Source organism: Saccharothrix hoggarensis, assembly GCF_042678885.1.
Taxonomy (GTDB): Bacteria; Actinomycetota; Actinomycetes; order Mycobacteriales; family Pseudonocardiaceae; genus Actinosynnema; species Actinosynnema hoggarensis.
On record NZ_JBHTLK010000010.1, the window covers coordinates 39,585 to 61,689 of the forward strand.

The window sequence follows — 22,105 nt, forward strand, 5'->3', positions numbered from 1 at the left end:
AGCTCGTGACCTGCGGGAACTCAGCAGTTCGGGGCCACCTGGCCGTCCGAACCCGTGTACACGTAGGCGTCGGAGATGTAACCCGAGCCGATGTGGTCCCACAGGCTGGTGGTGCCGTACTTGCCGGTCACCGTCTCGCCGCGGGTCTGGCACCGGATGGTCACGGTGGCGCCGTCGGCGACCGAGCCGACGGCCGCGTACTGCGTGCCGGGCCCGGAGCGGACGGTCACGGACGCGCCGCTGTCGGTGCCGACGGTCCCGGTCACGCCGCTGGTGCAGGAGTTGCGGCTGGTGTAGCTGCGGGTGCCCCAGTAGTAGATCTGCGTCCCGTTGAACACGATCTTCTGGTCGACGCCGTTGAGCCGCTGCTCGAAGTGCAGGTGCGGGCCGCTCGACCCGCCGGTGGAGCCGACGTTGCCGATCTGCTGGCCGATCCGGACGGACTGCCCGACCGACACGCGCTGCGCGGACAGGTGCGCGTACCGGGTGCGCCAGCCGGAGCCGTGGTCGATCTCGATCCACCGCCCGTAGCTGGTGGTGCCCTCGTTCGCCACGCGCGTCACCGTTCCGCCGGCCGACGCGACCACCGGGTCGCCGTCGTCGTTGGTGCGGTTGAAGTCCACCGAGTTGGCCGGGCTGTGGCCGGTCCGCGTCTGGCCTTCCCACACCTGCCCGCAGGGGAACGGCATCTGGAACGCGGGCGCCGCCGCGGCCTCGCCCTGCGTGAGGACGAGGCCGATCAGCGGCGCCACCAGGGCCGTGATGAACACGCGTCGGATCATCTGCCACCTCCTTGACGAATGGTGTGGAGATCGGACCACGACCACCCGTCAAAGTGGAAGACTTACCAAGTGTTCAGTTCGTGAATTAATCCCTAACCAACCGAACGGCGCAGTGCCACCTCGACCGCGCGGATCAGCCCGGTCGGACCGATCAGCAGTTGCGGCTGGTGTAGTTGCGGGTGCCCCAGTAGAAGATCTGCGAGCCGTTGAACACGATCCGCTGGGCCACGCCGTTGAGCCGCTCCTCGAAGTGCAGGTGCGGGCCGCTCGACCCGCCGGTGGAGCCGACGTCGCCGATGCGCTGACCCCGCGTGACGGCCTGCCCGACGCTCACCCGCTGCACGGACAGGTGCGCGTAACGGGTGGTCCAGCCACCGCCGTGACCGATCTCGATCCACCGGCCGTAGCTGGTGCTGCCCTCGTTCGCCACCCGCGTCACGGTGCCGCCGGCCGACGCCACGACGGCGTCGCCGAGGTCGTTGGCGCGGTTCAGGTCCACCGCGTTGGCCGGGCTGTGGCCGGTCCGGGTCTGACCCTCCCACACCTGCCCGCACGGGAACGGCATCTGGAACGCGGGCGCCGCGACGGCCTCGCCCTGCGTGAGGACGAGGCCGACCAGCGGCGCTACCAGGGCCGCGACGAACGCACGTCGGATACGGCTCATCTGCCACCTCCTTGACGACTGTGGCGAAGATCCGATCACAACCGCGCCGGTAAGTGGAAGACTTTCCAGGTAGATACTTAGTGAATTAGTTTCTAACCGACCGATCGGCGCAACGCGCTCGCGCCGCCGACCACGGGCAGCTCCACGACCGTCGACGTGAGGTCGATCGACAGGCCCGCGCCGGGCCGCGGCCGCAGCGTGTAGTCGTGGTCAGAAGAGATCAGCACGAATTCCACGCTGTGACCAGACGGGACCACGTAGTCGTTCGGCTCCAGCTCCACCTCGACCCGGTACTGCTTGCCCGGCTCGATCGGCTTCGTCCGGGACGGCGACACGCGGTTCTGCGGGTCCGTCCACCCCCGCGTGATCACGTGCGACGTGCCGTCCGGCGCCCGGTCCACCAGCAGTGCGGTCACGTTGGCCGCCGGCCGGTCGAACGAGATCGCCAGGTCGACCCGCGCGACGCCGGAGAACCGGAGCGGCTCCGCGGTCGGCCGCGTCGCGTACGACAGGCGGTTCCCCGAGGCGGGCAGGTCGACGAGGTCCTCGGCGAGCTTGGACGAGTCGTCGCGCAACGACTCGACCACCGAGCCGCCCGGCACCGACTCGAACCGCAGCGCGCCCTTGGCCGAGCCACCCGCCCACGGGTGCAGGCGGACGTCGGACGTGCCGGGCGCGGGCCAGTCGGCCTCGTCCACCCAGGTGGTCTTGTCCTCGCGCTGGATCGTCGCCTTCGGCTCGCGCTCGATGCCGTTGTCGATCCCGTACAGGTAGTGGGAGAACCAGCGGTTGATCGTGCGCCGCCACTCCGCCGACCGCAGCGTGTCGGGGTCGGTGTGCCCGGCCTGGTGCAGCCAGATCTTGTGCTCGACGCCGTGCCGGCGCAGCGCCTCGTACCACTGGGCGACGTGCTTGACCTTGACGTTCCAGTCGCTCAACCCGTGCACGGCCAGCACTGCGGCCCGCACCTTCGAGGCGTCCTTGACGTAGTTGCGCTCGTCCCAGAACGGGCTGTAGTCGCCGGTCACGCGGTCCTGCTTCGCGGCCACGTCGGCGATCACCGGCTTGCAGATCTCCCGGTCGGCGCGCGTGTAGACGTACTCGGCCAGCACGTCCAGGTCCTCGCCCTGGTACGTGCCGGGCGCGACGACCGCGCCGTCGGCCCGGTAGTAGTCGTACCAGCTGGAGATGGCGGCGATCGGCACGATGGCCTCCAGCCCCTCCACGCCGGTCGACGCGACCGCGTTCGGCAGGGTGCCGTTGTACGACACGCCCATCATGCCGACCTTGCCGGTGGTCCAGTCGGCCACGACGGGGGCGCCGGCGGCGTCGCGCGCGGTGGTGCGGCCGTTGAGCCAGTCGACCACGGACTTCGAGCCGATGGTCTCGTTGACCCCGCCCGACGTCGGGCAGCCGGAGGACTTGCCGGTGCCGAGCGACTCGGCGTAGACCATGGCGAAGCCGCGGGCGAGGAAGTAGTCCTCGTACCGCCCGGACCGGATCGGCCCCGGGTTCGGCCCGACGGCGGCGGCGATGCGCTCGTCCGCCTCGGCCTTCAGCACGGAACCGTCGCGCTTGTCGTACCCGCCGCGGCGGTTGGGCACGTACAGCTCCACGTCGACGTCGTGGTTGGCCACGTCGTTGCCGCCGGAGAAGTACGGGCTGTTGAGGAACACGACCGGCACCTTCAGGCCCCGGTCGGTGGCCGTCTGGCGCACCACCTCGGTGTAGACCTCGTCGTCGCGACCGTCGCGATCGCTGTCGACCGGGGCGCGCACCCACAGGCTCTCGCGCACCACGTCCTTCGGGTCGAAGACGGGCTGCGCCTCGCCGCCGACGAACACCGGGCCTTCCGGCGCGGCAACCGCCACCGCGGGGATCGACCCCAGTGGCAACGTGACCAGAGCGGCGAGCACCGCGGCTCTCCGAGCACCCTTCACGACGGAACCCCCATCATGTCTAGGACAGGTTTCGGGCAGACCCTTCCCCTGCGGCACAACGCTGTCAAGCGGGCCGCGCGTCCACAGTGGACACCTGCCGAAGACCCGACGATCGGCCCCTTGACCAGCGCGTGGGACCTGTGCAGACTCGCCCGGGCCATGCGTGAATTCATCGCCGCGCTGCCCAAGGTGGAGCTGCACGTCCACCTCGTCGGGTCGGCGTCCCCCGAAACCGTCCTCGCCCTCGCCCGCCGACACCCGCGGAACGCCGTCCCGACCGACGAGGCGGAGCTGCGCCGGTTCTACGAGTTCACCGACTTCGGGCACTTCATCGACGTCTACGCGGCGGTGAACGACCTGGTCACCACGGGCGACGACGTCGCCGCGCTGGTGCTGGGGCTGGCCGAGGAGCAGGCCCGGCGCAACGTCCGGTACGCCGAGGTGACGGTGAGCGCGACGAGCCACCTGCGCGCGGGCATCGCGCCGGAGGAGCTGGACGAGGCGCTGGCCACGAGCCGCGAGCGGGCCAGGGCGGAGCACGGCGTCGAGCTGGCGTGGGTGTTCGACATCCCCGGCCTGTGGGACCGCGACTTCGGCCTCACCAGCGCGAAGTACGCGATCACCCACCGCCCGCCGGGCACGGTCGGCTTCGGCCTCGGCGGGTTCGAGGCGGACGCGCCGCGCCGGGCGTTCCGCGAGGCGTTCACCCTGGCGCGGGACGCGGGCCTGCACTGCGTGCCGCACGCGGGCGAGACCACCGGCCCCGACCAGATCCGGGAAGCCCTCGACGACCTGCACGCCGAGCGCGTCGGCCACGGCGTCAACGCGGTGGCCGATCCCGAGCTGCTGCGCCGGCTCGCCGCCGAGGGGATCGCGCTGGAGGTGTGCCCCACCTCCAACCTCCGCACGGGCGCCGTCGCGGCGATGGCGGACCACCCGTTGCCGAAGCTGCTCGACGCGGGCGTGCCGGTCACCCTCGCCACGGACGACCCCGGGATGTTCCACACCGACCTGAACCGCGAGTACCTGCTGTGCCACGAGGAGTTCGGCCTCGGCCGAGGTGAGCTGGCCGAGCTGGCCCGCGCCGGGGTGCGGGCCAGCTTCGCGCCGGACGAGCTCAAACAGTCACTGCTGGACGAGATCGACGCGCTCGACCGCTGACGCCGCTCAGCACCGCCACCCCGAGCCCGGCCAGCGCGAGCCCCGCGCCGACCCAGTTGGGCGCGGTGTAGCCGTACCCGGCGTCGATCGCCACGCCACCCAGCCACGCGCCCGCGGCGTTGCCGAGGTTGAACGCGGCGATGTTCGCGGCCGACGCGAGCGCGGGCGCGCCCGACGCCTGCTCCAGCACCCTGGCCTGCAACGGCGCGACGGTCGCGAACCCGAACACGCCGAGCAGCGCGATCGTGATCGCCGCCGGGACGGCCCAGTGCGCGGTGAACGCGAACACCACCAGCACGACCACCAGCGCGCCCAGGAACGCGTAAAGGCTCGGCATGAGACGGCGGTCCGCCGCACGCCCGCCGATCACGTTGCCCACGAACAGCCCCGCGCCGAACAGCACGAGCAGCCACGTCACCGCGCCCGGCGCGAACCCGGCGACCTCGGTCATCATCGGCGCGATGTAGGTGAACGACGCGAACACCGCGCCGAACCCGAGCGCCGTCGTGACCAGCGCCAGCCACACGCCGGGTCGCCGGAACACGGCCAGCTCGCCGCGCAACCCGGTCGACGCGGGCTGCGGCGGCACCAGCGCGATGATCCCCACCAGCCCGGCGACGCCCAGCGCGGTCACCGCCCAGAACGTCGACCGCCAGCCGAACGCCTGCCCCAGCGCCGTCCCCATCGGCACGCCGAGCACGTTCGCCACGGTCAACCCGGTGAACATCAGCGCGATGGCCCGCGCGCGCCGGTCCGGCGCGACCAGCCCGGCCGCCACCACCGAGCCGACGCCGAAGAACGCCCCGTGGCACAGCGCGGCGACGACCCGTCCGGCCATCAGCACGGCGTAGTCGTCGGCGACCGCGCACACCAGGTTGCCGAGGATGAACAGGCCCATCAGCCCGACGAGCAGCTGCTTGCGCGGCACCCGCGACCCGCCCGCCGTGATCAGCGGCGCGCCGACCACGACGCTCAGCGCGTAGCCGGACACGAGCAGCCCGGCCGACGGGATCGACACCCCGAGATCACCGGCCACCTGCGGCAGCAGGCCCACGATCACGAACTCCGTGGTGCCGATGCCGAACGCGCCGATGGCCAGCGCGACCAGTGCGGGCGGCATCACCGGTCACCCGCCTCGGCCAGCCAGGTCGCCAGCTCGCCCAGCAGCGCGCGGTACTCGTCCAGCACGCCGTCCATCAGCACGAACGGGTGGATCGTGCCGTCGAACGACCGCAGCCGGACGGGCACGCCGGCGTCGGCCAGCTTCGCCGCGTACCGCGTGCCGTCGTCGCGCACGGGATCGTGGCCCGCCACGGCGACGAACGTCGGCGGCAGCCCGGCCACGTCCGCCCGCAGCGGCGCGGCGGCCCCGGTGACCGGCGCGGACCCCAGGTAGTGCGACCAGAACCAGCGCATGGTCGCCGCGGACAGCGCGTACCCCGTCGCGTGCTCCACGTAGGACGGGGTGGTGAAGTCGACGTCGAGGGCCGGCGCCACCAGCACCTGGAACGCGAGGTCCAGCGCGCCACGCGCCCGCAGGGCGACGGCGGCGGCGAGGTTGCCGCCCGCGCTGTCGCCCATGACCCCGATCCGCGCCGGGTCCACGTCCACGTCGGCGGCGTGCTCGAACAGCCAGGCCGCGGCGGCGTACGAGTCGTCCAGCGGCACGGGGAACGGGTGCTCGGGCGCCTTCTGGTAGTTCACCGCGAACACCGCGTGCCCGGTGGCGTTGGCCAGCGCGCGCAGCGCCACGTCGTAGACGTCGAGGTTGCACGTCACCCAGCCGCTGCCGTGCAGGAACACGATCGCCGGGAACGGCCCGTCGCCGTCCGGGTAGTAGATCCGGGCGGGCAGGTCGGCCGTGGGTCCGGGGACGTAGAGGTGCGCGACGCGCGCGACCGGTTCCGGCTCGCTCTGGAACGCGAGGAAGCCCCATTGCGCCCGACGTGCCTCGAAGACCGTCAGCTCCTCCAGCGCAGGCGCGCCCGCGAGCTTGTCCAGCACCGCTCGGGCCTGCTCGTTCAATGACATGGGCCGATCATCCGACCCCTACCGCTGATAAGTCCAAGGCATGTTCTTTCTCGAATCCATAAGATGCCGTCATGACGCTGCGGCAGTTCGAGTACCTGGTGACGGTCGTGGACGAGGGGTCGTTCACCCGCGCCGCCGAGTTGCTGCACGTCACGCAGCCCGCCCTCTCGCACCAGATCCGGGCGCTGGAACGGGCGGTGGGCACGCGCCTGCTCGACCGGCTCCCCCGCGCCGTCCGCCTCACGCCCGCGGGCCGTGCCTGGCTCCCCCACGCCCGGGACGCCCTGGCCGACGTCGAGCGCGCGCTCACCGCCGCACGGCGCACGGCGGGCGTGGAGTGCGGCGAACTGCGCGTGGCCACGCTGTACTCGCTCACGCTCGGCGTGCTGCCCCCGGTGCTGCGGCGGTGGCGGGCCGAGCACGCGGACGTCCGCATCCGCCTGTTCGAGCACCGCCACGCCGACGAGCTGCGCGACGCGATGGCCGACGGCCAGGCCGACCTCGCCGTCGGCCCCGAGCCCGCGAACTGGGTCGGCTTCCGGCAGCTCCTCGGCGTGGAGGAGTTCGTGGTCGTCCTCCCGCCGGACACCCACCACCGCGAGCCGATCGACCTGCGGGCGCTCGCCGACGAGGGGTGGGTGCACTACGCGCCCGGCAACGGCCTGGCCGACCTGGTGGACGCGGCCTGCGCGGCCAGGGGTTTCCAGCCGGGCGCGGCCGTGCGCACCGAGCAGACCGCCGCCGCGCCCGTGCTGGCCGCGTCGGGCCTGGGCCCCGCGCTCGTGCCTCGCAACATCCTGCCCGAGACGTTCGACGGTGCCGTCCTGCGCACCGACCCGCCCGTCCGCCGCACGCTCGTCGCGTACGCGCACCGGACGCCCGACCCGCTCACCGCGGCGTTCGTCTCCTTGCTCGGCGAGGCAGGATGGGACGCATGAAGCTGGTGATCCTGGGTGGCGGCGGCTTCCGCGTGCCGCTCGTGCACAACGCGCTGGACGACCACATCACCGAGCTCGTCCTGCACGACGTGGACGCCGGGCGGCTGGACGCGATCCGCGCCGTCCTGCGCGGCGGGCCGCCGGTCACCGCGACCACCGACCTGGACGAGGCGCTGCGCGGCGCGGACTTCGTGTTCTCCGCGATCCGGGTGGGCGGCCTGGCCGGCCGCGCCATCGACGAGGAGGTGGCCCACGAGCACGGCGTGCTCGGCCAGGAGACCGTGGGCGCGGGCGGCATCGCGTACGGCCTGCGCACCGCGCCGGTGGCCGACCGGCTCGCCCGCCGGATCGCCGAGCTCGCGCCGCGGGCGTGGGTCGTCAACTTCACCAACCCGGCCGGCCTGATCACCGAGGTCATGGCCCGCCACCTGGGCGAGCGGGTCATCGGCATCTGCGACTCGCCGCTGGGCCTGTGCCGCCGCGTCGCCAAGGCGCTGCGGCTGGACGACCCGACGTTCGACTACGCGGGCCTCAACCACCTCGGCTGGTTGCAGGGCGTGCACCTCGGCGCGGAGAACCTGCTGCCGACGTTGCTGGCCGACGACGAGGCGTTGACGAGCTTCGAGGAAGGCCGCCTGTTCGGCACGGAGTGGCTGCGCGCGCTCGGCGTCATCCCGAACGAGTACCTGCACTACTACTACTCGACGCGGGAGGCGTTGGGCGACAACCGCGGCGCTTTCCTGCTCGCCCAGCAGCAACGCTTCTACGACGGCCAGGTCGACTGGGAGACCACCCGGCTGGAACGCGAAGCCACCTACATGGCCGAGGAACGTGAGCGGGACTCGCTGGAGGGCGGCGGCTACGAGCACGTCGCCATGTCGCTCATGCGGGCCATCGCGGACAACGAGAAGGCCACGCTCATCCTCAACGTGCCCAACAACGGCACACTGTCCACATTGGACGACGACGCCGTCGTGGAAGTGCCGTGCGAGGTGGACGCGACGGGCGCGCGCCCGCTGCCGGTGAGCCCGCTGCCCGACCACGCGGCGGGCCTCGTCACGTCGGTCAAGGCCGTCGACCGGCTCGTCATGGAAGGCACCCGGCCGGCCGCGCTCAAGGCGTTCGCCCTGCACCCGCTGGTCGACTCGGTCGCCACGGCGAAGAGGCTGCTGGACACCTACGCCCGGCGGCACCCGGAGCTGGCCTACCTCAGGTGAGCCCGGCCCAGCGCGTCCGACCGGCGGGTGGTCTCCGGGAGCCGCGTCACGCACAGCCGCAGCACCTCGGCGCACGCCCGGTCGAGGTCGACGCGGTGGCCGACGGACACGAACACCGGCTTCACGCCTTCCCGCGTCCGCAGCGCCCGCCCGACGACCTCGCCGTCGTCCACCAGGTCCGCGGCGGACCCGCGCGCGTCACCGGGCATCGCGAACCGGCCCATCGGCGTCTTCGCCACGCCCACGCTGGGCAGGTCGGTCAGCACCCCGATGTGGCAGGCCAGCCCGAACCGCCGCGGGTGCGCCAACCCCTGCCCGTCGCACACCAGCAGGTCCGGCCGCACGGTCAGCCGCTCCAGCGCCTCCAGCAGCGACGGCAGCTCGCGGAACGCGAAGAGCCCCGGCACGTACGGGAACTCCGCCCGGCCCGTCACCACGGCGGAGTCCACCGTCGTCAACGAGTCCGCGTCCAGCACGACGACCGCCGCCACCAACCGCTCGTCGTCCGCGTAGGCCACGTCGAGGCCGGCGACGTGCCGCACCACCAGGTCGGGGTCGGTCCGCGTCGACACCAGCGGGCGCAGCCGTTCCTGCTCCGCGACCGCCTCCTCGGGCGTCAGCGCCCCGGCGGTCACTCGTGCCTCACCGAGGCGTGGTGCGCGGCGAGCAGGTCGTCGCCGAAGTCGCCGGACCGCCGCCGCCACACCGAGTGCGCGTGGTTGGCGTCGTTGGCCGTGTTGTCGTACTCGATCAGCAGTTCCGGCCCCTGCACCCGGTAGTAGTGCCCCTCGCCGCGCTTGGCCGACCCCTCCCACGAGAAGTGCAGCCGGTCCAGGTCGAGGGCGTGGAACTCCTCGTCGGCGAGGTCGCTGTGCAGCCGGTCGAGGTAGTAGCGGACCAGCCCGACCAGCAGGCCGCGCGACGCCCGGTCGAGCTGCGCCGGCGTCACCCCGACGGGGTCGAGGTCGCCCACCCGGCGCGAGTTGCCGGTCTTCAGGTCCGCGGGCGGGGTGTCGGAGACGACGGCCAGCCCGCGCGCCGTGCGGCCCATCCGGTCCAGCAGCTCGCGGGCCAGCTCCTCCTCCAGCCGCAACGGCTGCGCCACCGTCCGGCCCCGGTACGTCGTGCGGGCCGGGTTCGCGCCGAGGAACAACGGGGTCGCCGACACCCGCCCGTCCGCCACGACGACGTTCACCGACAGGTGGTGCCCCTCGACCCGCCACCCCCACGGCCCGTCGCCGGGCTCGCCCAGCAGCACGGTCCAGTAGTCGCCCTGGTGCCGGTCGCGGTGGCCGCCCTCGCGGTCGTCCAGCACGTCCTCCAGCGCCATGACCGCCGCGGTCTGCGCGTAGGCGTGCGGGCTGAGCACGCACGCCAGCAGCCGGTGCACCGCTTTGCGCTGGTCGCGCGTGAGGTCGCCGTAGACCACGCCCGGTCGCGGGCCGGGCGTGTACGCCCACCGCGTGCGCAGGTCGTCGTCGGACACGTCCCGCACGGCCGTCGCGCGCTGCCCGTCGTCCAGCAGGTCGAGGAAGCCACGGGTGGCTTCGGCGATCTCGTGCAGCATCACTCGAACTTATAGGGCGCCGCGACGGGGTGCGCGGTCCCGACGCGACAACGGTGTGCCGAGCGCGCGTCGGCTGCCATCCTGACCGCGTGTGGAATGGCGAACTCCTCGACCTCGACGCGTACCTCGACCGCGTCGCCTTCACCTTCGACCCGGCCGCCGACCGGGAGACGACGCTGCGGGGCCTGCACCGCGCGCACCTGGCCGCCATCAGCTTCGAGAACGCCGACGTGCGCGACGGCGTGCCGCTGCGGCTGGACGTCGAGTCGTTGCAGGACAAGATGGTGGCACGGCGGCGCGGCGGCTACTGCTTCGAGCAGAACCTCCTGTTCGCCGCCGTGCTCGACCGGCTCGGCCACGAGGTGACCGCGTTGGGCGCCCGCGTGCTGCTCGGCCGCACGGGCGCCATCCCCCGCACGCACGCCGTGCTGCGCGTGGACCGGCGGTGGGTCGTGGACGTCGGTTTCGGCGGCGGCGGGCTGCTGGAACCCCTGCCGCTGGTCGACGGCGCGACCGCCCGGCAGGGCGACTGGACGTTCCGGCTCGACCACGCCGACGACACGTGGACGCTCCGGTCGTTCCAGAACGGCGAGTGGTTCCCCTTGTACGACTTCGCCGAGACGCCGTGGACGCCCGCCGACTACGCGATCGTCAGCCACTACCTGTGCACGCACCCGGCGTCCCCGTTCCTCGGCCGGCTGCTCGTGCAGCGGACCGACGAACGCGCCCGCTACGCCCTCACCGACCTGGAGCTGACGGAGACGCGGCCGGACGGCGCGGTGGTCAAGCGCAGCCTGACGCCCGAGGAGCTGGACGCCGTGCTGCGCGAGGACTTCGGGCTGGACCTGCCCGTGCGCCCTACGGCCACGGGTTGAGCCGCGGCTTGTCGCCGACGACCGGCCCCTCCGGCTCCCGCCCGGCCAGCCACGCGAGCAGGTCGGTGAGCGAGCCGGTCAGCGTGACGTCCTCGCCCTCGCCGATCGTCCACACGCGCTCGTCGGACCGCAGCGTGAGCCTGGTGCCCCCGGGCACCCGCACGGACAGGAAGTCGACGACGTGGTCGCCGAACTCGGGCGTCCACGTCACCGGGCCCAGGTCGAGGTCGCGCAGGTGGATCTCGACCTCGCGCCACACCGCGTAGGCCGTGCCGGTCAGGGTGCCGTCGCGGTAGAAGACCGGCGTCTCCCAGTCGCGGACGTTCTCCCACGCCTTGGCGAGCCGGGCGACGGCGTGGGCGATCGCGGCCCGGTGCCCGGCCGCCGAACGACCGGCGCCCGCCTCGATCCCGGCGTCCCGCGCGGGCCTGCCGCCGGGGTAGACCTCGACCCGCGTGCCCTCGTGCTCGGCCTGGCCGGCGAGCGCCGCGGTGACGTTGGCCAGGTGGGACAGCACGTGGCCGCGCGTCCAGCCGGGCAGCGCCGACGGTTGCGCCACCTGCTCGTCGGTCAGGTCCTCGATGAGCACGGCGAGCCTGCGGTGGGCGTCCAGCGCGTTGTCCTGGATCGTCACAACGTCCCCCTAATGGTCAGTTGACTGAAACCCGTTAGGGAACGTATCACTAGACTGGGCCGGGTGGCACTGGCGTTGGAGTTCGCGAGCACGGTTCGGGGCGACGGGCAGGGCGACCTGGTGGACGACCTCGCCACCCCGGACGGCTTCGCCGCGTGGGCGGGCGTCGAGCCGGACGAGGCGCTGCGGCAGCGCGTCGTCGAGCTGCGCTGGGCCGTGCGGACGCTGTTCGCGCACGTCGCGCGGGCGCCGGAACGCCGCGACACGCCGTTCCTGATGGACTTCGACCGCGCCCTGGCGCTGGTCAACGAGACCTCCGCGCGCGTGCCGCGGGCCGCGCAGCTGGACTGGGACGAGCAGCCTCGGCTGCGGTACGCGGACACCGCCGACGCCGGCGACCGCCTGCTGGCGACGCTGGCCACGGCGGCGATCGAGTTCCTGGCGAGCGAGGCGCGGGACGAGCTGCGGGCCTGCCCCGCGCCCCGGTGCGTCCGCTACTTCGTGAAGGCCCACTCCCGGCAGGAGTGGTGCAAGCCGTCGTGCGGCAACCGCGCCAGGGTCAGCCGGCACTACCACCGCACGCGGGACTGACCGCCGCACGTCGACAGCACCGCGCGGACACCGTGAGGCGCCCGCGCGGTCCCCGTCCGATCAGCCTTGGACGATGTAGGCGGTCAGCTGGTCGTGGTCCTCCTGCAGCTGGTTGATCCGGCTCTTCACCACGTCGCCGATGCTGACGATGCCGACCAGCCGGTCGTCGTCCACCACCGGCACGTGCCGGATGCGCTGCTCGGTCATCAGCACGGTGAGGCTGTCGACCGAGTCGCGCGGCGTGCAGGTGAACACCTCGCTGGTCATGATCTCCGACACCGGCGCGTCCAGCAGCGCGCCGCCCCGGTCGTGCAGCTTCCGCACGACGTCCCGCTCGGACACGATCCCGGCGATGCCCTCCGGCCCGATCACGACCATCGCGCCCACGTTGTGCTCGGCCAGCGCGGCGACGAGATCCGCCACCGACGCTCTCGACTCCACCGTGGCCACGGCCGAGCCTTTGTTCCGCAACACGTCTGCGATCCTCACAGGGCGCCTCCCGATCTCCGCCGGACCCGGTTGCTACCCAGCTCAGGCTAGTTCTCCCGGCCGGTGATCGGCAGGTCACGCGCCCGATGGGAGCACTGTCCGTTCACTCGGCGCGCACCTGCGCGACCGTCGCGGCGACCCCCAGCGCGGTGATCGCGACCAGCGCCGCGACCGTCGCGTGGAACCCGCCCAGCGACGCGCCCAGCACCGGCCCGATCGAGGAGCCCGCCGTCCGGACCAGCGTCGTCACGCCCCCGGCCGTCCCGATCAGCTCCCGCGGGGTGCGGTCCAGCACGGCCGCCGCGTCGGGTCCGGCGAACAGCCCGTGGCCGATCCCGATCACCGCCGACCGCCACGCCACGTCCCGCGGATCGTCACCCGCTCGGAGCAGCAGCACGGTGCCGATCAGGATCACCACCGTGCCGACGAGCGCGACCACCCGGTACCCGTACCGGTCCGCGACCACCCCGGCGAGCGGCGACACCACCGCCATGCCGGCCGACAGCGCCGGCAGCACCAGCCCCACCGTCCGCGACGGCAGGTCCACCAGCGCATAGGGCACCACGAAGTTCACCGCGCCGACCCCGGCGACCGGCAACGGCAGCGCGATGAGCGCGAACGCCAACGACGGCCTGCGCAGCACGCTCGCACCCAGCACCACCGACTCGACCGGCAACCGCCGGCCAGGCCACGGCAGGCCGCGCCCGTCGCGCGCGATAGCCCGCCGGCGGCCCACCACGACCGCGACCGCCACGATCGGCAGGTTCACCAGGAACACCGACCGCCAACCGAACAGGTCGGTCAGCACCCCGCCCAGGGCCGGCCCCGCCACCCCGCTCAGCGGGATCAACGCGAGCACAAGGCACATCGCGCGCGCCGGGTGCTCCGGACGCGGCACCCGCGACGTCACCGGCCGCGTACCGGTGGTGGGCCAGCTCGGCCGCCGCCGACCACGGCAGCACGGCCGCGTACCGCGCGTGCAGCTCGACCCGTTCGCCGGGGAGCAGCCGCCGGTAGACCGCGTCGCGGATCAGCGCGTGCCGGAACGCGTACCCGTCGCCGTCCACGACGAGAACCCCCGCGTCCACAACGGACCGAACGGGGGTGATGTCGTGGACCGCGCCCAGCACGTCATGGGACACCCGCCGGCCACCGACGGCGGCGGCGCGCACCAGGGCGACGGCGTCCGGTTCCAGCCGCTCGACCCGGCTGAGCGACAACTCCTCCAGCGACAGCTCCGCCGCACCGTCCACCAGCGCCTCGACGAACAGCGGGTTGCCCTCGCTGCGCCGGAACACCTCGCGCGCCATCACCGGATCGGGTTCCGCGCCGAGGATCCCGCGCAGCTGCGCGCGCACGTCGCGGGCGGACAGGCGGGGCAGCTCGAACCGGCGCACCCACGGCACGCGGCTCAGCTCGGCCGGCAGCGGCCGCACCGGGCCGCCCAGCTCGTCGGACCGGTACGTCACCACGACGAGGGACCGCGGCACGGCGCGTTGGTTGCGCACGAAGAAGTCGAGCAGGTCCCGGCTGGAACGGTCGAGCCAGTGCGCGTCCTCGACCACCAGGACCACCGGCCGGTGCTCCGAAAGCCTGGCCGGCAAGGACAACACGCCTTCGAACAGCCGGGGCCGCGCCTCGTCGCCCGGCCGCGCGTGCTCGCGGAACGCGGGCAGCAGCGGGGCCGGGTCGACGCGTTCCCGGTCCGTCACCGGGACACCGCGCAAGGCCGCGACGAACGGCGCGAACGGCAGGCCGTCCAGCTGGACGCAGCCGCCGAGCAGCACCACGGCGTCCAGCCCGGCGGTGAAGTCGTCGACCAGGCGGGATTTGCCGACGCCCGCCTCACCGCCGACGAGCACCGTCGCGGGCGCGTTGTCGGACGCGCCCGCGAGGTGCCCGACCTCGGCCGACCGCCCGACCAGCTCCGGGCTCACCAGGTGTGCGCTCAACGCGCACCGGAGACTAATCGAGCGACGCCGGACCGACTCCCGTCCCGCGTGACGGGCTTGCCGTCACGCGGGACGGGCTCGCGGTCAGCCGTGACGGGCCTCCGGTCAGCCGCCGCTCGTGCGGCGGAACACGCGCCGTCCCACGAACGTGTTCTGGTGCGGCCGGCCGGGGACCTTGTTCACGCTGTCGTTCTTGTTCGCGTGACCGCGGCGGGCGGCGCGGTTGAGCGGGGCCTCCGGCTGCTCCGGCTGGTCCTGCTCGACGTCGTCGCCCTGCGGAACGTCCTGGTCGGTCATGTGTGCCTCCTGAGGTGTGGCGAAGTCGCTGGTCAGCGACGCCGCATGGCGTACTGGCGCGGGTTGGCGACAGCTCGACCTCCGCCGCGGCGCGGGTGGACCGCGCCGGACGAACGGGCGCCGCGGCGTGCGGCGCGGCTGGTCGGCTGACCGTCGTGAGGTGGTTCGTTGCGCATGGTGGGCATGCGATCGCCTCCTCGAGATGTCGAGGCGTGCAAAGGGCTGCGACCCGGACAACGCCAGGGTCGCGAGAAGAGCCGCTAAGGCCACCAGGAGAAGGGCGCGGCACGGCCCGAGGCCGGTGCGGCGCTGGAGGAAAAGTCCTCAGAGGTAGATCTGGAAGAACATGGTCATGACGTTAGCCTGCTTCACCTCGCAGCGCCAATTGCTTATCGGTGGGCGACGACACCCGTGAGCGTCGGCGCCGACCCGTGTCGCGCCCACCGCACGGCAGGCCCCATCGCCAGCGCGGCGGCCAGGAACAGCCCGCCGAGCACCAGCCAGCCCACCACTCCCCCGCCGAGCACCAACGTGGTCAGCAGCAGCGGGCCGACGGTGCGCGCCACCGCCGTCCCCGCGCCGTAGAACCCCTGGTATTGGCCCTGCTTGTCGGCCGGCGCGAGCCCGAACCCGATCTCCCACGACCCCGCGCCGTGCAGCATCTCGCCGAGGACCTGCACCGCCGCCGCAACGACCAGCACCGCCACGGCCACCCGATCGGGCACACCTTCGGACAACGCGAACACGACGCACGACACCAGCAGCAGCACCCCGCCGCGACGCACCGACCGCACCGCCGTGCGCAGGTCCGTGACGCCGCGCGCCAGCCGCACCTGCCCGACCACCACCGCGCCGGTGTTGAGCACGAACAGCACCGCGACCACCCACTTCGGCGCGGACGTCCGTTCGGCCACCCACAGCGGCACGACCAGGCTCAACATCGGCATGTACAGCAGCGTGACGGAGTTCAGCAGCGCGACGACCGCGTACGGCCGGTCCCGCAGCACGCCGAGCCGCCCCGTCCGCGCGACCGCCGCGACCTCCGGAACCCGGCACAGCACCGCCGCCGCGACCAGGAACGCGACCGCGTCCAGCGCGAACACCGCCAGGTACGCCGTCGCCGTGCCGACGTGCAACGCCACCCCGCCCGTCCCCGCGCCCACGGCCAGCCCGCCGTTCAGCACGGACTGGAGCACGGCCCGCACCCGCGTCCGCCGCTCCGGCGCCACCAGCCCCGCCAGCAACGCCTGCCGTGCCGCCGCCAGACCGCACTGCCCGCACGTGTAGACGCACGCCGCCGCCACGAAGGCCCAGAACGACCGCACCACCAGGAACGACGCCAACGCCCCCGCCGTCACCACGGCCAACCCGACCGCGACCCGCCGCGCCCCGACCCGGTCGGCGAGGTGCCCCAACCCCACCCCGGCCACCGCGCCGACCGCCCAGGCCACCGTCAACGCCGCCCCGACCTGCGCGGCCGACAACCCCACGACCCGCGTGAAGTAGAGGGCGGAGCAGACGTAGAACGCCCCGTCGCCGACCGAGTTGGCCGCCTGGGCGACCGCGAGCACCTTCGTCGTCCCCATGAGGCGAGACGCTAGGCGCCCGATTGGCCCAGCCTAAGGTCCAAACCGACGACGGTTCGTTGGGCCAATCACTCCTGGATCTCCAGCACCTCGCCGTCGATCACCGTGCCGTCCACCACCGACGGCGGCTCGTCGCGCTCGGTGAAGAAGCGGGACGCGAAGGCGCCCACGGCGCGCGTCGTCACGGCGTCGAACGTGCCGCCGATCACACCGCCCACCAGCGGCACGCCCTTGGCCAGCGTGACGGTCGCCTTGCTCGTCCCGTACTTCGCCAGCAGGGTGAAGCCGACCCGCTTGTTGATCTCCCGGATGAGCTGCGCGGGGATGCGCTCGATCAGGTTCATGGTGAGCTTCGAGCCCACCTTGATCCCCGCCTTCTTCAGCAGCTCGGTTCCCGCGTTGCCGAGCAGGCACACCAGGATCGCCGTCTGGACGTCGTCGCTCTCCAGGTCGTGCCCGTGCACGGCGGCGATCGACGCGATCAGGTGCGTCTGCACCAGGTACGAGGCGGTGAGGTTCGCGGGCAGGCTGACCGGCAGGGTGATCAGACCGCCGACGTTCGTCGCGAAGCCCTGCACACCCGCCGCCGCCACGTGCGTCCGGATCAGGTGCTTGATCGCCTCCTCGGGCGTCAGCCCCTTCTCCAACGCCTCGACGGCCATCTGCTGGGCGCTCTTGAACGGGCCGAAACCGTTGATCCCCACCCTGAGGAGGTGGTCAACGGCGTTCTGCTGCACCCTGGTGATCGCGCCGGGTTCGTCCACCATGCCCCCGAGGTTACGCGGCGCGCGATCGGGTAGCCGAAGCCGCATGGACATGTCTTCGTTGGGAGAGCTGGTCCGGCAACGCGGCCCGTTCGCGTCGGTCTACCTGGACGCCTCGCACGACACCGAGGACGCGGCCAAGGCCATGGAGCTGCGCTGGCGCGGGGTGCGTGAGGAGTTGGCCCGGCAAGGCGCGGACGAGGCGACGCTGGACGCGATGGAGGCCGCCGTGCTGGCGCCGGTGGTCGGCAAGTCCGGCCGGGCGCTGATCGCGGCGCACGGGGAGCTGCTGCTGGACCGCGTGCTGCCGCGCCCGCCGGCCACCGAGACCGCCCGCTGGTCCGACCTGCCGCACCTGCTGCCCCTGGCCACCTGGATGGAGCCGGACGTGCCGCACGTGGTCGCGCTGGTCGACCGGGCGGGCGCGGACCTGCACGGGTACGACGGGAGCGGCGACCGGACGGGCGACGTGCACGGCGAGGTGCGCGGCGACGAGCACCCGTTGCACAAGGTCGGCGGCGGTGGCTGGTCGCACCGGCGCCTCCAGAACACGGTCGAGGAGACGGCCAAGCGCAACGCGGCGCAGGTCGCCGAGGAGATCGACCGGATGGTCACCGCCCTGAACGCCCGGCTGCTGATCCTCGGCGGCGAGGTGCAGGCCAGGGCGGGCGTGAAGAGCGAGCTGAGCCTGCGGTGCCGGGACGTGCTGATCGAGGTCGAGGGGGCGACGCTCGCCGAAGGCGGTGACGACGCCGCGTTCGACCACGCCGTCCAGTCGCTCGTGGCGCAGTACCAGTTCGACCTGGACAACGACGTGGTGGAGGAGTTCACCGCCGAGGCGGGCCGCCCGGACGGCCTCGCCGTGCAGGGCTTGGAGCCCGTGGTGGAGGCGCTGCGCGAGGCGAAGGTCGCCGCGCTGCTGGTGTCCGACCCGGAGCTGGGCGACCGCACCGTCTGGTCCGGCGACGACCCGGCGCAGGTGGCGCTGCGGGAGAACGAGCTGCGCGGGCTCGGCGTGGAGCACGTGGGCGAGCACCGTGCCGACGAGGCCCTGGCCACGGCCGCCGCCGCGACCGGCGCGAAGGTGGTCGTCACCGACGCCGGCCTGCGCGACGGGGTGGGCGCGCTCCTGCGCCACTGACCCGGACGACGCCCGCACCGCCGCGCTCCCGTGCCCGGAGCGCGGCGGTGACCCACCTGGTCAGGCAAGGATCAGCCGATCGGATCCTTCCGCGGGTCGACGCACTCGTGGCCGCGCCGCCCGCGTGGCCGCAGCTCGCGCACACCACGCGCGGAGGCCGGCGAGCACCGACCCGTCAGACCGCCGCCGCGACGACGTCCTCGGCGGGCTTCCGCTCCAGCTCCACGACCTTCTTGTTGCGCCGGTTCCGCTTCTCCAGGTACGTGGCCAGCCACGTCAGCAGCAGGCACATCGCGATGTACACGGCGGCGATCACGATCGTGACGGGCACCAGCGGCCGGTCGAACTCGTACGCGCTGCCGATCGCCCGCGCCCGGTACAGCAGCTCCTCGTACGTGATGAGGAAGCCGAGCGCCGAGTCCTTCAGCACCACGACCAGCTGGCTGATGATCGCGGGCAGCATGGCCCGGACCGCCTGCGGGAGCAGCACGAACTTCATGACCTGGGTCTTGCGCATGCCCACGGCGTACGCGGCCTCGCCCTGCCCGCGCGGCAGCGACAGGACGCCGGCGCGGAACACCTCGGCGAGCACCGAGCCGTTGTAGAGCGTCAGGCCGGCCACCACGGAGTAGAACGGGGCACCCAGCGCCAGGCCGTAGTGGAACAGGAAGATCAGCACGACCAGCGGCACCGCGCGGAACAGCTCCACGATCACCGTCGACGGCACGCGGAAGATCGCGTGGTCGGAGAGCTGGCCCGCGGCGAAGATCGCGCCGAAGAGCAGGGCCAGCACGCCGCCGACCGCGAACGCCCGCAGGGTGTTGCCGAGGGCGTTGAGCAGGTCCAGCTGCACGTTCACGTACAGCGGCCAGGACCACTTCTTGGCCTCGAACTGGCCGGTCGCCGCGAACCGGTACACCACGAAGCCGATGACGCCGACCACCAGGGCGATGCCCAAGAGCGAGTACAGGCGGTGGCGCAGCCGGGCCCGCGGCCCGGGGACGTCGAACAGGACCGCGCTCATCGGGCGATGCTCCACCGCTTCTCGAGGCTGCGTTGCAGCAGGGTCATGGGAATCACGAGCACCACGAAGAACAGGCCGACCCAGAGCAGGCCGATCAGCTGGTTCTCGCCGCGCTCGGCCAGGTTCGGGCTGATCGAACCGGCCTGGAACACCGAGAAGCCCGCCGCGATGGTGGTGTTCTTGAGCAGCGCGATCATCGTGCTCATCATCGGCGGCACGACCGCGCGGGTCGCCTGGGGCAGCACCACGGAGCCGAGCATCTGGCCGAACGTCAGGCCGAGCGCGCGGGACGCCTCCGCCTGCCCGACGGGCACGGTGTTGATGCCGGAGCGCACGACCTCGCACACGAACGCCGCCGTGTAGAGGATGAGCGCCGCGAGCGCCGCGTTGAAGTAGTACGCGGCCGCCGAGCCCAGGGTCTCCGCGTTCACGATCTCCAGCAGGGGGAACGCGAAGGCGAAGAAGAAGAACACCAGCGTGAGCGGCGTGTTGCGGACGATCGTCACGTACGCGGAGCCGGCGGCGCGCAGCACCGGGACCGGCGCGACCCGCAGCATCGCCAGCACCGTCCCCAACACCAGCGATCCGACCGCGGAGATCAGGAACAGCTCAACGGTGTTGAGGAACCCCGGCCCGTACAGGTCGAGGTTGTCGAGCAGGACGTCCATCGGCTTCCTCGGCTCAGTGGTGGTGCGGCCGGTCGCCGCGGAGCACGACGACCGGCCGCGTTACGTGGTGATCAGTAGCGGTCGAGGACCGGCTTCTCGGCCGGCGAACCCGACTTGCCCAGCGTCGCGTTGTAGATCTTCTCCCAGTCGCCGCCCTTGATGGCCTCGTCCAGGATGTCGTTGACCTTGTCGCGCAGGGCCTTGTCGTCCTTCGGCAGGCCGATGCCGTACGGCTCGTTCGAGAACGGCTTGCCGACGACCTTCAGCTTGTCCGGGTCCTGGGCGGCGTAGCCCTTCAGGATCGCGTCGTCCGTGGTGACGGCGTCGACCGCCTTCTCCTGGAGCTGGGTGACGCACTGCGAGTAGTTCTGCAGCTCGACGATGTTCTCCGGCTCGGTCAGGCCCTCGTTCTTGACCTTCTGGATCGGCGTCGAGCCGGTCACCGAGCAGACCTTCTTGCCCTTGAGCGTCTCGGGCCCGGTGATCGAGTTGTCGTCCTTGCGCAGCAGCAGGTCCTGGCCGGCCGTGAAGTACGGGCCGGCGAAGGAGATCTGCTCCTTGCGCTTGGCGTTGATCGTGTACGTGCCGACGTAGTAGTCGACGTTGCCGTTGATGATCGCCTGCTCACGGCCGGAGGACGCGATCGCGGTGAAGTCGATCTTGTCCTCGGGGAAGCCGAGCTTGGCGGCCACGTGCTTCGCGATCTCGATGTCGAAGCCGCTGTACTTGCCGGTGGTCGGGTTCTTGTAGCCCAGCTCGGGCTGGTCCTCCTTGACGCCGATGACCACCCGGCCGCGGGCCTTCATCTTCTCGAACGTCGGCGAGCCGTCGACCTTCACGTCGGCGGCGACCTGCTGGGAGAGGGACGGGCCCGCGTCGCCGGGGCTGCCCTCCTTGCCGCATGCCGTCAGGGCGAGGCCGCCGGCCAGCAGCGCCACCGCAAGGGTGCGAACCCTCATCGTCGTTCTCCTGCTCTTCTTCGGGTAGTGCGGCGCCAGGCTCAGCGCCGCGGTCGTGGGACTTCAGTGGGTCAGGATCTTGCCAAGGAAGTCCTTCGCGCGGTTGGACTTCGGCGCGGAGAAGAACGCCTCCGGCGTCGAGTCCTCGACGACCTCGCCGTCGGACATGAAGATCACGCGGTCGGCCGCCTTGCGGGCGAAGCCCATCTCGTGGGTCACCACGAGCATGGTCATGCCCTCCTTGGCCAGCGTGGTCATCACGTCCAGCACCTCCTGGACCATCTCGGGGTCCAGCGCGGAGGTCGGCTCGTCGAACAGCATCACCTTGGGCCGCATCGCCAGGGCGCGGGCGATCGCCGCGCGTTGCTGCTGCCCACCCGAGAGCTGGGCGGGGTACTTCTCCGCCTGGTTCGCGATGCCGACCCGCTCCAGCAGCTCCATGGCCGTCTTGCGGGCCTGGGCCGCCGGCGTCTTGCGGACCTTCACCGGCGCGAGCATCACGTTGTCGACGATGCTCTTGTGGGCGAACAGGTTGAACGACTGGAAGACCATGCCCACGTCGGCGCGCAGCGCGGCCAGCTCCTTGCCCTCGGCGGGCAGGGGCTGGCCGTCGACCTCGATCGTGCCGGAGTCGATCGGCTCCAGCCGGTTGATCGTGCGGCACAGCGTGGACTTGCCCGAGCCCGACGGCCCGAGCACCACGACGACCTGCCCCTTCGGCACCTCCAGCGTCACGTCCTTGAGGACGTGCAGAGGTCCGAAGAACTTGTCCACGCCCGCCATCCGGATCATCGGCGGAGCAGGAGTGGCGGCGGTCATCAGTCC

General features: G+C 72.4%; 22 protein-coding genes and 1 pseudogene. 6 read left to right on the forward strand and 17 right to left on the reverse strand.

Annotation, left to right across the window (positions count from 1 at the left end):
• Positions 1–20: 20 nt before the first annotated feature.
• The 3 genes from ACFQ3T_RS04030 to ACFQ3T_RS04040 all read right to left on the reverse strand — a co-directional run bounded on the left by ACFQ3T_RS04030 (position 21) and on the right by ACFQ3T_RS04040 (position 3,386).
• On the reverse strand, positions 21–782 hold the full coding sequence (locus ACFQ3T_RS04030; protein WP_380719876.1) for a peptidoglycan DD-metalloendopeptidase family protein: 762 nt from the start codon (positions 780–782) through the stop codon (positions 21–23).
• 151 nt (positions 783–933) lie between these two features.
• A complete protein-coding gene (locus ACFQ3T_RS04035) occupies positions 934–1,446 on the reverse strand; it encodes a M23 family metallopeptidase (RefSeq protein ID WP_380719878.1) in 513 nt (170 codons plus the stop codon).
• Positions 1,447–1,538: 92 nt separating this feature from the next.
• Entirely contained in the window at positions 1,539–3,386 is a 1,848-nt protein-coding gene (locus ACFQ3T_RS04040; protein WP_380719880.1) for a Xaa-Pro dipeptidyl-peptidase, read from the reverse strand.
• A gap of 159 nt (positions 3,387–3,545) precedes the next feature.
• Between ACFQ3T_RS04040 and add the strand changes: the two genes are divergently transcribed.
• The gene (gene add, locus ACFQ3T_RS04045; RefSeq protein ID WP_380719926.1) at positions 3,546–4,547 is read left to right on the forward strand and encodes an adenosine deaminase; all 1,002 of its coding nucleotides are present in this window, start codon (positions 3,546–3,548) and stop codon (positions 4,545–4,547) included.
• On the opposite strand, the gene ACFQ3T_RS04050 is transcribed toward add, so the two are convergent.
• On the reverse strand, positions 4,504–5,667 hold the full coding sequence (locus tag ACFQ3T_RS04050; protein WP_380719882.1) for an MFS transporter: 1,164 nt from the start codon (positions 5,665–5,667) through the stop codon (positions 4,504–4,506). The genes add and ACFQ3T_RS04050 overlap by 44 nt on opposite strands.
• A complete protein-coding gene (locus ACFQ3T_RS04055; RefSeq protein WP_380719884.1) occupies positions 5,667–6,578 on the reverse strand; it encodes an alpha/beta hydrolase in 912 nt (303 codons plus the stop codon). Before ACFQ3T_RS04055 ends, ACFQ3T_RS04050 begins: the two co-directional genes overlap by 1 nt.
• A gap of 71 nt (positions 6,579–6,649) precedes the next feature.
• Here ACFQ3T_RS04055 and ACFQ3T_RS04060 point away from each other — a divergent pair, with 71 nt between their 5' ends.
• The gene (locus ACFQ3T_RS04060) at positions 6,650–7,516 is read left to right on the forward strand and encodes a LysR family transcriptional regulator (RefSeq protein ID WP_380719886.1); all 867 of its coding nucleotides are present in this window, start codon (positions 6,650–6,652) and stop codon (positions 7,514–7,516) included.
• Positions 7,513–8,733: a family 4 glycosyl hydrolase gene (locus ACFQ3T_RS04065; protein ID WP_380719888.1), complete on the forward strand. Its 1,221-nt coding sequence runs from the start codon at positions 7,513–7,515 to the stop codon at positions 8,731–8,733. The genes ACFQ3T_RS04060 and ACFQ3T_RS04065 overlap by 4 nt, the downstream gene beginning before the upstream one ends.
• On the opposite strand, the gene ACFQ3T_RS04070 is transcribed toward ACFQ3T_RS04065, so the two are convergent.
• Together ACFQ3T_RS04070 and ACFQ3T_RS04075 are read right to left on the reverse strand one after the other, a co-directional pair.
• Positions 8,721–9,368: an endonuclease V gene (locus ACFQ3T_RS04070; RefSeq protein WP_380719889.1), complete on the reverse strand. Its 648-nt coding sequence runs from the start codon at positions 9,366–9,368 to the stop codon at positions 8,721–8,723. The two genes, ACFQ3T_RS04065 and ACFQ3T_RS04070, sit on opposite strands and share 13 nt — an antisense overlap.
• Positions 9,365–10,300, reverse strand: a complete 936-nt coding sequence (locus ACFQ3T_RS04075; protein ID WP_380719892.1) for a DUF3500 domain-containing protein — start codon at positions 10,298–10,300, stop codon at positions 9,365–9,367. Before ACFQ3T_RS04075 ends, ACFQ3T_RS04070 begins: the two co-directional genes overlap by 4 nt.
• A gap of 89 nt (positions 10,301–10,389) precedes the next feature.
• Between ACFQ3T_RS04075 and ACFQ3T_RS04080 the strand changes: the two genes are divergently transcribed.
• Positions 10,390–11,175: an arylamine N-acetyltransferase family protein gene (locus ACFQ3T_RS04080; protein ID WP_380719894.1), complete on the forward strand. Its 786-nt coding sequence runs from the start codon at positions 10,390–10,392 to the stop codon at positions 11,173–11,175.
• Here ACFQ3T_RS04080 and ACFQ3T_RS04085 read toward each other — a convergent pair.
• Entirely contained in the window at positions 11,159–11,809 is a 651-nt protein-coding gene (locus ACFQ3T_RS04085) for a maleylpyruvate isomerase family mycothiol-dependent enzyme (RefSeq protein ID WP_380719896.1), read from the reverse strand. The genes ACFQ3T_RS04080 and ACFQ3T_RS04085 overlap by 17 nt on opposite strands.
• Before the next feature lie 63 nt (positions 11,810–11,872).
• Here ACFQ3T_RS04085 and ACFQ3T_RS04090 point away from each other — a divergent pair, with 63 nt between their 5' ends.
• Positions 11,873–12,400 (forward strand): CGNR zinc finger domain-containing protein, encoded by a 528-nt coding sequence (locus ACFQ3T_RS04090; protein ID WP_380719898.1) that lies wholly within the window; start codon positions 11,873–11,875, stop codon positions 12,398–12,400.
• A 60-nt stretch (positions 12,401–12,460) separates the two neighbouring features.
• On the opposite strand, the gene ACFQ3T_RS04095 is transcribed toward ACFQ3T_RS04090, so the two are convergent.
• From ACFQ3T_RS04095 to ACFQ3T_RS04115, 5 genes and pseudogenes are all read right to left on the reverse strand, one after another.
• Complete coding sequence (locus tag ACFQ3T_RS04095; protein WP_380719900.1) at positions 12,461–12,889, reverse strand: CBS domain-containing protein; 429 nt, start codon at positions 12,887–12,889, stop codon at positions 12,461–12,463.
• A gap of 103 nt (positions 12,890–12,992) precedes the next feature.
• Complete coding sequence (locus ACFQ3T_RS04100) at positions 12,993–13,799, reverse strand: MFS transporter (protein WP_380719901.1); 807 nt, start codon at positions 13,797–13,799, stop codon at positions 12,993–12,995.
• 619 nt (positions 13,800–14,418) lie between these two features.
• Positions 14,419–14,826 (reverse strand): annotated as a pseudogene (locus ACFQ3T_RS04105) (ATP-binding protein); the annotation flags it as partial.
• 701 nt (positions 14,827–15,527) lie between these two features.
• Positions 15,528–16,724, reverse strand: a complete 1,197-nt coding sequence (locus ACFQ3T_RS04110; RefSeq protein ID WP_380719903.1) for an MFS transporter — start codon at positions 16,722–16,724, stop codon at positions 15,528–15,530.
• Between the two features lie 68 nt (positions 16,725–16,792).
• On the reverse strand, positions 16,793–17,491 hold the full coding sequence (locus ACFQ3T_RS04115; protein ID WP_380719905.1) for an EcsC family protein: 699 nt from the start codon (positions 17,489–17,491) through the stop codon (positions 16,793–16,795).
• A gap of 49 nt (positions 17,492–17,540) precedes the next feature.
• On the opposite strand from ACFQ3T_RS04115, the gene ACFQ3T_RS04120 reads away from it, so the two are divergent.
• A complete protein-coding gene (locus tag ACFQ3T_RS04120; protein WP_380719906.1) occupies positions 17,541–18,629 on the forward strand; it encodes an Rv2629 family ribosome hibernation factor in 1,089 nt (362 codons plus the stop codon).
• 175 nt (positions 18,630–18,804) lie between these two features.
• Here ACFQ3T_RS04120 and ACFQ3T_RS04125 read toward each other — a convergent pair whose 3' ends face one another.
• The 4 genes from ACFQ3T_RS04125 to ACFQ3T_RS04140 form a co-directional block, all read right to left on the reverse strand.
• The gene (locus ACFQ3T_RS04125; protein ID WP_380719908.1) at positions 18,805–19,653 is read right to left on the reverse strand and encodes an amino acid ABC transporter permease; all 849 of its coding nucleotides are present in this window, start codon (positions 19,651–19,653) and stop codon (positions 18,805–18,807) included.
• Positions 19,650–20,321, reverse strand: a complete 672-nt coding sequence (locus ACFQ3T_RS04130; RefSeq protein ID WP_380719909.1) for an amino acid ABC transporter permease — start codon at positions 20,319–20,321, stop codon at positions 19,650–19,652. Before ACFQ3T_RS04130 ends, ACFQ3T_RS04125 begins: the two co-directional genes overlap by 4 nt.
• Positions 20,322–20,392: 71 nt before the next feature.
• Complete coding sequence (locus ACFQ3T_RS04135; protein WP_380719911.1) at positions 20,393–21,280, reverse strand: glutamate ABC transporter substrate-binding protein; 888 nt, start codon at positions 21,278–21,280, stop codon at positions 20,393–20,395.
• 63 nt (positions 21,281–21,343) lie between these two features.
• The gene (locus ACFQ3T_RS04140) at positions 21,344–22,072 is read right to left on the reverse strand and encodes an amino acid ABC transporter ATP-binding protein (RefSeq protein WP_380719927.1); all 729 of its coding nucleotides are present in this window, start codon (positions 22,070–22,072) and stop codon (positions 21,344–21,346) included.
• Positions 22,073–22,105: the final 33 nt, after the last annotated feature.